The sequence below is a fragment of the Escherichia sp. WS1368 genome, assembly GCF_046487485.1.
In the GTDB taxonomy this organism is placed as follows: Bacteria; Pseudomonadota; Gammaproteobacteria; order Enterobacterales; family Enterobacteriaceae; genus Escherichia; species Escherichia coli.
The window spans coordinates 658,154-667,757 of the sequence record NZ_JBJQJI010000001.1; the positions used below are offsets into that span (position 1 = coordinate 658,154).

Genomic DNA, 9,604 nt, shown 5'->3' on the forward strand with positions numbered 1-9,604 from the left:
ATTAACATTCATCTGGTTAATTAATTTATGTTTTCAATGATATTAAGCGGGCTAATTTGTGGTGCTCTGCTGGGATTTGTCATGCAGCGTGGGCGTTTTTGCCTGACTGGTGGTTTTCGCGATATGTATATCGCGAAAAATAATCGCATGTTTTACGCCTTGCTGATTGCAATTTCGGTACAAAGCGTGGGGGTTTTTGCGTTAATTCAGGCGGGCCTACTGACTTACGAAGCCGGGGCGTTCCCGTGGCTTGGTACTGTTATAGGTGGGTATCTTTTCGGGCTGGGAATTGTTCTGGCGGGTGGATGTGCCACCGGGACCTGGTATCGCGCGGGTGAGGGATTGATCGGCAGTTGGATCGCGCTTTTCACTTATATGGTGATGAGTGCGGTGATGCGTTCTCCACACGCCAGTGGTTTAAATCAAACCTTGCAGCACTACACTACTGAACATAACTCTATTGCTGATACTTTTAATTTGTCTGTGTGGCCGTTGGTTGCCGTTTTGCTGGTGATAACGCTCTGGGTGGTGATGAAAGAGTTGAAGAAGCCAAAACTCAAAGTCGCGACCTTACCGCCGCGCCGAACCGGGATCGCTCATATTCTGTTTGAAAAACGCTGGCATCCCTTTGTCACAGCTGTACTCATCGGTTTGATTGCGCTTTTAGCCTGGCCCCTGAGTGAAGCAACCGGACGTATGTTTGGGTTAGGCATCACTTCCCCAACGGCCAATATTCTGCAATTTCTGGTCGCGGGTGACGTGAAATACATTAACTGGGGCGTTTTCCTGGTGTTAGGGATCTTCGTGGGGTCATTTATTGCCGCCAAAGCGAGCCGTGAGTTCCGCGTTCGCGCTGCTGATGCACAAACAACATTACGTAGCGGGTTAGGTGGTGTGCTGATGGGCTTCGGTGCCAGCATTGCAGGTGGTTGCTCTATCGGTAATGGACTGGTTATGACTGCAATGATGACCTGGCAGGGCTGGGTTGGCCTTGTATTTATGATTCTCGGAGTCTGGACTGCGTCCTGGCTTATGTATGTTCGACCGCAGCGTAAGGCGCGGCTGGCAACTGCTGCGGCAAATTAAGTAAGGTGTAAAGATGGCGATTAAAAAGCTGGATGTGGTGACGCAGGTCTGTCCGTTTCCACTCATAGAAGCAAAAGCAGCACTGGCAGAAATGGCCAGCGGCGATGAGTTGGTAATTGAGTTTGATTGCACCCAGGCAACTGAAGCAATCCCGCAGTGGGCGGCAGAAGAAGGACATGCAATCACCGATTATCAGCAGATTGGCGATGCAGCGTGGAGCATCACCGTTCAAAAAGCCTGACTCAACATTGTCCTCCGCCGTACCAGCGGCGGAGGCTTCACATTAGACAATCTCTTCCGCGTACTGCCAAAGCGCTTTTAACAGCGCCACTTTTTCTTTATCGTCGGCATACTGCTGTGCCAGCATCTGAATCTCTTCTGCATAGCCTTGTAAAAACTCGGGTGTGAATACCTGGCGGCGGTGCTCCAGCCAGCGTTGCTGCTCGGCATAATCCAGCGTCCCCGGGAAGTTGCGCGCCCGATAATTGAACAACAGCTTTTCAATCCGTTTATCGACAAAAGTGATATCCAGTGCCGGTAAATTACGCGGCTCGGTTTCCAGCACAATTTTCATTGCTGCACGATCGGCGTCGCTAAAAAAGCCATTATAAAGCTGTGCATCCACGTTATCTGAAGGCGTAAACGGTTCGGCTTCCGCGAATATCGCCACCACTTTTTCACGCACTTGCGGATTTTCACGCAGAATTTTCAGGTTATCGAGGCAATGCTGACGATTAATTCCCAGTCGGTCGGCATCTTCCGGGCGTAGCGTATTCGCCTGGGCCAGCACCGGACATTTATTGATATGCACCAGCTTAACCGGAACGGCGGCGTTATCGCCAAGATCGACTTTTGCGGTATATAAACGCTCGCGCAATGTGTCGCTATCCAGCTCCAGTAATGGCGAAATGTCTCCTGCCAAATCCACCATAATTACGGCATTGCGATTTTCAGGATGCCACGCCAGCGGTGCCACCCAGCTTGTATTGCCGCGCCATGCCCCAAACATTCCGGAAACGTGAACCAGGGGTTTCATCTGCGGAACATCAATCAACGCCATCAGTTTGTGTTTATTACGATGGGTAAAGAGATAATCAAACAGGCGTGGCTGACGCGTTTTTACCAGTTTCGCCATCGCAATAGTGGCGTACACATCAGCCATCGCATCGTGGGCGTTGCTATGTTCAATACCATTCGCTTTGGTTAAATGCTCAAGGCGAAAGCTCGGTAGACCGTCATCATTTTCAGGCCAGTTTATTCCTTCCGGGCGCAGGGCATAACAGGCACGCATAACATCCAGTAAATCCCAGCGCGAGTTATCATGCTGCCAGCTCCAGGCGTAAGGATCGTAGAAATTACGATAAAAAACGTTGCGTGTGACTTCGTCGTCGAAACGCACATTGTTGTAGCCCAGAATACAGGTCTTCGGTACGGTAAAAAGTGAGTGAATACGAGCGGCAAACGCGGCTTCGTTTTCTCCTTTCGCCCGTGCTTCCTGCGGGGTAATACCGGTAATTAATACTGCTCCTGGCTGGGGTAAATAGTCATCCGCGGGCTTGCAGTAAAAGACTTCGGGTTCGCCGATGACATTGAATTCGTTATCAGTGCGAATGGCTGCGAACTGTGCAGGGCGATCTAACGCGGGGTGCGTTCCAAAGGTTTCGTAATCGTGAAAGAGGAAGGTAGGTTGTTTATCTGTGTCTGTCATTGTCTAGCATTGTCCACTGTAGTTAATTAACTGTCTGTTATAACTCGAAAAACAACCATTTTTTCACCTGAGTATGTCTACGAACGTCAAATATAGTTGTTTACTGTGCGCTGTTGTCCATGTGATATTGTGTACCAGATGTGTACCAAACCATTATTTTTGAGCGTACCAAATATTATTTATGGCTATAAGCGACACAAAACTGCGTACTATTTATGGTAAACCATATTCGGGCCCACAAGAAGTGGCTGATGCCGATGGCCTCAGCGTACGAATTTCACCGAAGGGGGTCATCCAGTTCCAGTACCGCTATCGCTGGCATGGCAAGCCTAATCGACTTGGGCTTGGTCGATACCCATCCCTGTCTTTGAAGGATGCCAGACAGATCACTGCTGACTTGCGAAAGCTCTATTTCTCAGGAACGGATCCACGCACTTATTTTGAAGAGAAGGTGGAGAACTCCATGACGGTCGCCCAGTGTCTCGACTACTGGTTCGACAACTACGTCTCTACAACTCTCAGAGAAAAGACCCAGGCACTTTACCGATCAACGGTTATGAAGCGCATGCATGACGCCTTTCCTAATCGTCCGGCATCTTCTATCACGGTTAAGCAATGGGTTGACCTGCTTACCGAAGAAGAAAGAGATAATCCACGCCGAGCAAGGCAGGTGCTAAGTCAACTAAGATCAGCAATAAGTTGGTGCATGCGTCGTCAGTTGATAGATAGTTGCGCAATTATGAGCATCCAACCAAGGGACTTCGGCTCCCGCGCTGAGATAGGGGATCGGGTACTGTCGTATCACGAACTGGCTAAGATTTGGCTTGCTATTGAAAGAAGCCGTGCATCTACGTCAAATAAGCTACTTCATCAGATGCTTATGCTGTGGGGGGCGAGGCTCTCAGAGCTTAGGCTGGCAACAAAGACAGAATTTGACCTGCTGGAAAACGTATGGACCGTACCGAAAGAGCATAGCAAGATGGGTAATGTTATCCGCCGTCCAATCTTCGAACAAATTAAGCCTTTCCTCGAAAAGGCCATGACAACGTACAATGATGTTCTTTTCCCTGGAGAAGACATAAACAAACCGATCAGCATCGCTGCAGCCAACCGATTCGTAAATAGAATAAGGGGAGGGATGGATATAGGTTACTGGCGAACACATGATTTCAGAAGAACGCTTGTTACACGTCTGTCCGAGATGAATGTCGAGCCTCATGTTACTGAGCGAATGCTCGGTCATGAACTTGGCGGGATAATGTCCGTGTACAATAAACACGACTGGATAGAGGCTCAGCGCAAAGCGTATGAGCTTCACGCTGATAAATTGTTCTGGCACATCAGGAGCATTTCTGATTAACGCCACCGTTAAGAATCCACCCCTCAACAGCTTCACGAAGGTATGATTTGGGGTGGGTTCTGACTGGCTTCGGAAATCCGTGCCGTTTGGTATAGTTCCAGATTGTCTGACGTGATGAAACACCGAGCTTGTTCATCACTTCTTTCTCAGGAATCAGGCTGGTATCGGTCATCTTAATTCTCCAGGCAAAAAGAAACCGCCATCAGGCGGCTTGGTGTTCTTTCAGTTCTTCAATTCGAATATTGGTTACGTCTGCATGCGCTATCTGCGCCCATATCATCCAGTGGTTATAGCAGTCGTTGATGTCCTCTGCTTCGATAACCCTGTCGAATGGCTCTCCATTCCATTCACCTGTGACTCGGAAGTGCATTTATCATCTCCATAAAACAAAACCCGCCGTAGCGAGTTCAGATAAAAGAAATCCCCGCGAGTGCGAGGATTGTTATGTAATATTTGGTTTAATCATCTATATGTTTTGTACAGAGAGGGCAAGTATCGTTTCCACCGTACTCGTGATAATAATTTTGCACGGTATCAGTCATTTCTCGCACATTGCAGAATGGGGATTTGTCTTCATTAGACTTATAAACCTTCATGGAATATTTGTATGCCGACTCTATATCTATACCTTCATCTACATAAACACCTTCGTGATGTCTGCATGGAGACAAGACACCGGATCTGCACAACATTGATAACGCCCAATCTTTTTGCTCAGACTCTAACTCATTGATACTCATTTATAAACTCCTTGCAATGTATGTCGTTTCAGCTAAACGGTATCAGCAATGTTTATGTAAAGAAACAGTAAGATAATACTCAACCCGATGTTTGAGTACGGTCATCATCTGACACTACAGACTCTGGCATCGCTGTGAAGACGACGCGAAATTCAGCATTTTCACAAGCGTTATCTTTTACAAACCCGTATTCCTGCTCATCTCACTCTCCTTTGATGCGAATGCCAGCGGCGCGGATTGCAGCGATGACCTCAGAAACTTTGTATGCCATTACCGTTTGGTAATCATCGTGAAAATCTGTTCGATGAAGCATGCTGCTACGTTCCGGGAGCAGTATTTCCCGCTCCTCCAGTTCTGCTATGCGATTCTCTGCGGATTCCAGCGCCGCAACCAATTCGTCTACAGTTCCGGCAGCTTGCAGTGCGTAATCGGTAATAGCCATCTCATGATCAATTTCAGTACCGTTCTCATTCGTTGAGGTGATAGCAAAATAATCAGAGTCGATTTCGTTATCAGCTAAGTGGCGTAGCGTATCGGCAACAAGCCGGCCGTTTTCGATTAGCAGCTTCCCTACCGTTAGCGCAATATCCTCGTTCTCCTGGTCGCGGCGTTTGATGTATTGCTGGTTTCTTTCCCGTTCATCCAGCAGTGCCAGCACGGTAGCCGGATTGGCTGCGGCGATGAATTCAGCATTGGCCTGCTGTTCCATTTGGAAATCTTCATCGAAACCGCTTTCAGGATGCGCTCCTTCAATTCTGCAAATAGGAATATATCCAGCAACTTCACGATGAATTAGTGCATCATCACCATCAAATCGGCCCTTTCCATATTCGAGCGACCACTCACCACACGTTGCTTTTTCTGCCGCTTCACGCAGTGCCTGATAGTCAATTGTCATTCTCGCCATCCTTCACAGTTGTAATCACTACAGCCTTCAAAATCATATGGGCTGTACTGCCAGGTGATTTTTCCGCAATGCGGACAATTCCAACGCACCTTCCCGCTTCGCGACTTCTTTCTTCTGTTCTGCTCTTTCAACCAGTCAGGCATGACCAAACCTGCGCCCTGAACCATTGTTCTGCGGTTAAAGTTATTGATATTGAACGTCCGGCGCTTTGCTGCATCAGCAATGGGAAATGGCAACCAAACTATTCCTGGTTCGTTTTTGTTGGCGACGCTAAAGATGGTCGCTTTACTGAAGTCATCTGTTGGCAATCCACCGTGTTGAAGCCAGTAAACATCGTTGCCGTTCCAGCTACCTTTTTTGTAGGCCACATACGCAGTGCAATCTGACTCAATCAGGCTTTCTGTAGGGATGTACTGGCAATCAACGTGCCACACTGCCATTGCATCCACGCTATCAGCGCAAACAGGCTGATCGATATCTCGACCACAATTCCAGGTTTTTTGGGCTTCTTCCAGCGTGTAAACATGAGCGCGATCGATATCAGAACTGTAACCATTGCCGTTATGGCAATGGAATGAAGCGTTATTACCCACAGTTTCACGCAAGCACATCATGTAAAAGCGGTTATTCACTGGCTGCCTCCTTTGCGCCACATCGCATTCAGATATTTGTTTTGATTCACTGAAGGAAAAGAATTTCTCTTAAGTAATTCCTCTCTCGATGGCATTGGCTTTACGCGTTGGCGAATAATCATTTCTGCCGGAAGAATGCCGGGATTGTATGCAAGTCCTCTCATGATTTACTCTCCACGAACTGGTCAACAGCCATGCTAAGTGACACACCTAAAGTCTCGATATGTTGCTGAATATCCTGTAGCGTCTGCGCCTGAGATAACAGGATTTCACGGTTACATAACTCTTTAACCAGATGCTCAAACTTGCTGTAATAACCGATACGGCTTAGTGTTTCTTTCCCTGCATTCTCACCTTCTTTGATAATTCCTCTTTCACTAAGAATCAGGTCGTGTTTGGTTCCGGTAATAACGTATTTTCCGAGGTCGATGTTTAGCTTCATTGTTAATTATTCCATGTTAATTTATTCGTATGCCTGCTCTTTCTTCATCGAGTTTTTTTAGCTTGTATCGCATAGCTCTTACTGAATAAATTGAGCGGCAGGTTGCAATTGCTATTTCTTCTACGGGGAACTTACCGAAAAGTGATACTTCGGCTCTTGTCCAGCGTCTTCCACGAAGTCGGCTAACAATGTCAGCGCCAATCCTTGTTGCTTTCGCCATTACTGCTTTTTCAGTCCTTTCCAGTTTTTCAGCGATAACTTCAACTGGCATTGTCGCCGCTACTTCGCGCAAGAAATCGACTTCCCATTTCTCCCATGGAGTCTTTTTCATAGTCGATACCGTTATTTGATAAGAAGTGAAGGTTTCCCAACTTTGAGTTGAGCGCCGGGGATATTTATTCCTGCTTTTAGTTGGTGTTTGATTGCCAGTTTGTCGGCTTTAATTGTCGTTTCAAACTCAACGTATTCAGGAGGAAGGGCGCTTGAGTCGATGATTTCTACAGTTTCTGACGGTTTGCGGATTGTTACCTGGTGAATACCTGCTCGAATCTTTTTCTTGCCAACCATTTCAAGCGATGACGCTATATACGCCATAATGCTGTCAATCTTATTTTGAATTACTGCGGCTCGCTCATTTAGTGACTTTGCCTCTTCCTTGAGGCGTTCAGCATAACCAGATTCGTTTTTAATGACGGAAAGAAGTTGCTCTATTTTATCGGTAAATTCTCCTTCCATGCCTTCTATTGTGTCAGCAATCATCTCTGGCTCTAAATCTGAATCCATCAGCTTTGCGTATTCATTGGCTATTTCATACAGTTTGCTCACTGGCAACCTCCAGTTTCGCTTTGCATTCTATGTAAATGGCTTGTACGTTCTGCTGCAATTTCATTCCAGATGTCAGGCGATATGCTTCTGCAAAATATCGCTTCAAATCATCCATGTTTTCTGCCTGAGCCATTTCATCGCAAAGAAGTTGTGCTTTATCCATTATTTTCTGCTGGCGTTTCCGTTCATCTTCGCGGATATCTTCCTCTGATTTGTGCGGCATAACTGGTTCAGTCCACACACCTTCTTCTTCGTTTAGTACGTGAATAGCACTATCAAGACGTGATGCCTTAGGCCAATACTTGCTTGCACGCTTTACGACCGTCTTTCGCGCCATCTCATTCCAGTGATTTACCCATGGTCCTTTATCGCTGAATGCTGCCTTGCTTGTTTTCCTTACAGCCTCAATTTCAGCCAGACTCATCTCTTCCGTTAGATAATCACCTGCTGGCGTCTTAACTGTGCAGTAAACGCCAACGATATCACCACGATCACCGAAGGCGTTGTATTTATGGGTTGGTGCTTTATCAAGCCCGTTTGACTCATAGGTATCGTTAGCATGAACAAGTTTTGCCTGACCCCATGAGATAACACCAGACTCCATTGCAATATGGAGCAATCCCATATAACTGATATCAAGGCACACCATGCCGTCGCGCGGAACCAGATAAGCCAGTTTGCTAGCCGGGTTTAAGGTGATACCGATCGCCGCAACATTGATGATGGCGTTCTGTGCGCTGGTTGGATTTGCCAGTGCTGTTTTAGCCAGGTAATCATTTTTCTGGAAATACTGAATTGCAAACTGGCTTTCCTTAGCCCATGTCACCGTCTGTTCAGTCAATGCTCCGCAGAATAACTGCTCTTGCTGTTTAACGAATTCAACGATATTGCTCATGCTGCTTCTCCATAAACGTGTCTGCGTTTGAATATTGCGAAGGCATATTCAGCCTTAACTCTTTCGGTTATTGCATCCCAGAACCATTCAGCGGCTTTTTCCTGATAGTTACAGTCATAATCTTCCAGCCAGTCGATAGCGTCCTTAGTGTGTTCATCTGGTTTATATGAGCGAAGCATTTCGCTTATTGGGTCGCAACGTTTGCAGAGGCGATCAACTTCACTGTTGATTCGTTCGTAATCTTCATCAGTAAAACTTGCGATTATTTGCGATATTTCACGCTCATCTTTCAGAGTCAGAATCATCATCTTTCTCCTGTTCTTTGTGCTGATTGAGCATTTCTTTCATCTGACGAATAAATTCTTCGTCTGACCAGTTATCTGTAAAACTCATTTCCTGCGATACCACGGAAGGTTGATAGCTGATTTCATCGCTTTATTTGCTTCAAGCCACATTTTTGAATCACCAATAAATCTGGCTATTACTGCTTTGTTCTGTGCTGCACGAAGCATCTGGTGATTGATGGCTATTTCATTGCGCATAACGCCTCCAGTTGTTTCTTTGCTGCTCTGATTAATTGTTTAACTCGGCGTGATAATTCAGATTCGTGCGGGTAGAAAGCGGACATGACGCCGCTACCCGCGAGCTGAAAGTGCATCATGGGTAACTCCTTATATTTGATTGCATAACGAAAACGCCTCAAGTGAAGCGTTATTGGTATGCGGTAAAGCCGCGCTCAGGCGGCTACTCTATTTCTTCTTCGAATGATTTTATTAGCCGGTCAATAACATCATCTGTTTCAATATCATTTCCGTCTGATTGCTTTAATACGTCTATTGATTCTGCTGCGGTAAATTCCATCGCTGTGAGAAACTCGACAATTGCACACTCAACGACATATCGTTCTTCATCTGTACGGCATGAGATAAAAGAGCATTTAATTGCTGTTATTACTTTTTGTTTAAGTTCTGCAGGATAATCAGTTTTTATCATCGTTCACTCTGTCAAA

At 46.3% G+C, this 9,604-nt stretch carries 18 protein-coding genes; 3 read left to right on the plus strand and 15 right to left on the minus strand.

Going from position 1 to position 9,604, the window contains the following annotated elements:
• Positions 1 to 27: 27 nt before the first annotated feature.
• Together tsuA and tsuB are read left to right on the plus strand one after the other, a co-directional pair.
• On the plus strand, positions 28 to 1,086 hold the full coding sequence (gene tsuA / locus ACJHYD_RS03035; RefSeq protein WP_033547227.1) for a thiosulfate utilization transporter TsuA/YeeE: 1,059 nt from the start codon (positions 28 to 30) through the stop codon (positions 1,084 to 1,086).
• A gap of 13 nt (positions 1,087 to 1,099) precedes the next feature.
• On the plus strand, positions 1,100 to 1,327 hold the full coding sequence (tsuB, locus tag ACJHYD_RS03040; RefSeq protein WP_000985273.1) for a thiosulfate utilization sulfurtransferase TsuB/YeeD: 228 nt from the start codon (positions 1,100 to 1,102) through the stop codon (positions 1,325 to 1,327).
• Between the two features lie 42 nt (positions 1,328 to 1,369).
• Here tsuB and sbcB read toward each other — a convergent pair whose 3' ends face one another.
• Entirely contained in the window at positions 1,370 to 2,794 is a 1,425-nt protein-coding gene (gene sbcB, locus ACJHYD_RS03045) for an exodeoxyribonuclease I (protein ID WP_106475206.1), read from the minus strand.
• A 181-nt stretch (positions 2,795 to 2,975) separates the two neighbouring features.
• Between sbcB and ACJHYD_RS03050 the strand changes: the two genes are divergently transcribed.
• Positions 2,976 to 4,154 carry a tyrosine-type recombinase/integrase gene (locus ACJHYD_RS03050; RefSeq protein WP_128457125.1) on the plus strand — a complete coding sequence of 393 codons (1,179 nt, stop codon included), beginning with the start codon at positions 2,976 to 2,978 and terminating at the stop codon, positions 4,152 to 4,154.
• Here the strand turns inward: ACJHYD_RS03050 and ACJHYD_RS03055 are convergent.
• The 14 genes from ACJHYD_RS03055 to ACJHYD_RS03120 all read right to left on the minus strand — a co-directional run bounded on the left by ACJHYD_RS03055 (position 4,135) and on the right by ACJHYD_RS03120 (position 9,588).
• A complete protein-coding gene (locus tag ACJHYD_RS03055) occupies positions 4,135 to 4,326 on the minus strand; it encodes a helix-turn-helix transcriptional regulator (RefSeq protein WP_000132739.1) in 192 nt (63 codons plus the stop codon). The two genes, ACJHYD_RS03050 and ACJHYD_RS03055, sit on opposite strands and share 20 nt — an antisense overlap.
• Before the next feature lie 30 nt (positions 4,327 to 4,356).
• Positions 4,357 to 4,524, minus strand: a complete 168-nt coding sequence (locus ACJHYD_RS03060; protein ID WP_001518157.1) for a hypothetical protein — start codon at positions 4,522 to 4,524, stop codon at positions 4,357 to 4,359.
• An 88-nt stretch (positions 4,525 to 4,612) separates the two neighbouring features.
• Complete coding sequence (locus ACJHYD_RS03065) at positions 4,613 to 4,894, minus strand: hypothetical protein (protein WP_000026224.1); 282 nt, start codon at positions 4,892 to 4,894, stop codon at positions 4,613 to 4,615.
• Between the two features lie 202 nt (positions 4,895 to 5,096).
• The gene (locus tag ACJHYD_RS03070) at positions 5,097 to 5,792 is read right to left on the minus strand and encodes an ead/Ea22-like family protein (protein WP_410228799.1); all 696 of its coding nucleotides are present in this window, start codon (positions 5,790 to 5,792) and stop codon (positions 5,097 to 5,099) included.
• Positions 5,789 to 6,433, minus strand: coding sequence for a hypothetical protein (locus tag ACJHYD_RS03075; RefSeq protein WP_135564016.1), 645 nt, complete (start codon positions 6,431 to 6,433; stop codon positions 5,789 to 5,791). The genes ACJHYD_RS03070 and ACJHYD_RS03075 overlap by 4 nt, the downstream gene beginning before the upstream one ends.
• Entirely contained in the window at positions 6,430 to 6,597 is a 168-nt protein-coding gene (locus ACJHYD_RS03080; protein ID WP_001214455.1) for a DUF2737 family protein, read from the minus strand. Before ACJHYD_RS03080 ends, ACJHYD_RS03075 begins: the two co-directional genes overlap by 4 nt.
• Positions 6,594 to 6,875 (minus strand): DUF5405 family protein, encoded by a 282-nt coding sequence (locus ACJHYD_RS03085; RefSeq protein WP_000773125.1) that lies wholly within the window; start codon positions 6,873 to 6,875, stop codon positions 6,594 to 6,596. The genes ACJHYD_RS03080 and ACJHYD_RS03085 overlap by 4 nt, the downstream gene beginning before the upstream one ends.
• A 16-nt stretch (positions 6,876 to 6,891) precedes the next feature.
• Complete coding sequence (locus ACJHYD_RS03090) at positions 6,892 to 7,206, minus strand: hypothetical protein (RefSeq protein ID WP_272469313.1); 315 nt, start codon at positions 7,204 to 7,206, stop codon at positions 6,892 to 6,894.
• Between the two features lie 11 nt (positions 7,207 to 7,217).
• The gene (locus ACJHYD_RS03095; protein ID WP_023241301.1) at positions 7,218 to 7,700 is read right to left on the minus strand and encodes a siphovirus Gp157 family protein; all 483 of its coding nucleotides are present in this window, start codon (positions 7,698 to 7,700) and stop codon (positions 7,218 to 7,220) included.
• A complete protein-coding gene (locus tag ACJHYD_RS03100) occupies positions 7,684 to 8,595 on the minus strand; it encodes a recombinase RecT (RefSeq protein ID WP_272469312.1) in 912 nt (303 codons plus the stop codon). Before ACJHYD_RS03100 ends, ACJHYD_RS03095 begins: the two co-directional genes overlap by 17 nt.
• Positions 8,592 to 8,900, minus strand: coding sequence for a hypothetical protein (locus tag ACJHYD_RS03105; protein WP_032174195.1), 309 nt, complete (start codon positions 8,898 to 8,900; stop codon positions 8,592 to 8,594). The genes ACJHYD_RS03100 and ACJHYD_RS03105 overlap by 4 nt, the downstream gene beginning before the upstream one ends.
• 84 nt (positions 8,901 to 8,984) lie before the next feature.
• Positions 8,985 to 9,137 (minus strand): host cell division inhibitory peptide Kil, encoded by a 153-nt coding sequence (kil, locus tag ACJHYD_RS03110; protein ID WP_001243355.1) that lies wholly within the window; start codon positions 9,135 to 9,137, stop codon positions 8,985 to 8,987.
• Positions 9,122 to 9,256: a hypothetical protein gene (locus ACJHYD_RS03115; protein WP_000972063.1), complete on the minus strand. Its 135-nt coding sequence runs from the start codon at positions 9,254 to 9,256 to the stop codon at positions 9,122 to 9,124. The genes kil and ACJHYD_RS03115 overlap by 16 nt, the downstream gene beginning before the upstream one ends.
• Before the next feature lie 83 nt (positions 9,257 to 9,339).
• Positions 9,340 to 9,588, minus strand: coding sequence for a hypothetical protein (locus ACJHYD_RS03120; protein WP_000597940.1), 249 nt, complete (start codon positions 9,586 to 9,588; stop codon positions 9,340 to 9,342).
• Between the last annotated feature and the right edge of the window lie 16 nt (positions 9,589 to 9,604).

Bases quoted from the DNA above. Each gene is read 5' to 3' on its own strand.
- tsuA (WP_033547227.1), top strand. From the start codon at position 28: ATGTTTTCAATGATATTAAGCGGGCTAATTTGTGGTGCTCTGCTGGGA.
- tsuB (WP_000985273.1), top strand. From the start codon at position 1,100: ATGGCGATTAAAAAGCTGGATGTGGTGACGCAGGTCTGTCCGTTTCCA.
- sbcB (WP_106475206.1), bottom strand. From the start codon at position 2,794: ATGACAGACACAGATAAACAACCTACCTTCCTCTTTCACGATTACGAA.
- ACJHYD_RS03050 (WP_128457125.1), top strand. From the start codon at position 2,976: ATGGCTATAAGCGACACAAAACTGCGTACTATTTATGGTAAACCATAT.
- ACJHYD_RS03055 (WP_000132739.1), bottom strand. From the start codon at position 4,326: ATGACCGATACCAGCCTGATTCCTGAGAAAGAAGTGATGAACAAGCTC.
- ACJHYD_RS03060 (WP_001518157.1), bottom strand. From the start codon at position 4,524: ATGCACTTCCGAGTCACAGGTGAATGGAATGGAGAGCCATTCGACAGG.
- ACJHYD_RS03065 (WP_000026224.1), bottom strand. From the start codon at position 4,894: ATGAGTATCAATGAGTTAGAGTCTGAGCAAAAAGATTGGGCGTTATCA.
- ACJHYD_RS03070 (WP_410228799.1), bottom strand. From the start codon at position 5,792: ATGACAATTGACTATCAGGCACTGCGTGAAGCGGCAGAAAAAGCAACG.
- ACJHYD_RS03080 (WP_001214455.1), bottom strand. From the start codon at position 6,597: ATGAGAGGACTTGCATACAATCCCGGCATTCTTCCGGCAGAAATGATT.
- ACJHYD_RS03085 (WP_000773125.1), bottom strand. From the start codon at position 6,875: ATGAAGCTAAACATCGACCTCGGAAAATACGTTATTACCGGAACCAAA.
- ACJHYD_RS03090 (WP_272469313.1), bottom strand. From the start codon at position 7,206: ATGAAAAAGACTCCATGGGAGAAATGGGAAGTCGATTTCTTGCGCGAA.
- ACJHYD_RS03100 (WP_272469312.1), bottom strand. From the start codon at position 8,595: ATGAGCAATATCGTTGAATTCGTTAAACAGCAAGAGCAGTTATTCTGC.
- ACJHYD_RS03105 (WP_032174195.1), bottom strand. From the start codon at position 8,900: ATGATTCTGACTCTGAAAGATGAGCGTGAAATATCGCAAATAATCGCA.
- kil (WP_001243355.1), bottom strand. From the start codon at position 9,137: ATGCGCAATGAAATAGCCATCAATCACCAGATGCTTCGTGCAGCACAG.
- ACJHYD_RS03115 (WP_000972063.1), bottom strand. From the start codon at position 9,256: ATGATGCACTTTCAGCTCGCGGGTAGCGGCGTCATGTCCGCTTTCTAC.
- ACJHYD_RS03120 (WP_000597940.1), bottom strand. From the start codon at position 9,588: ATGATAAAAACTGATTATCCTGCAGAACTTAAACAAAAAGTAATAACA.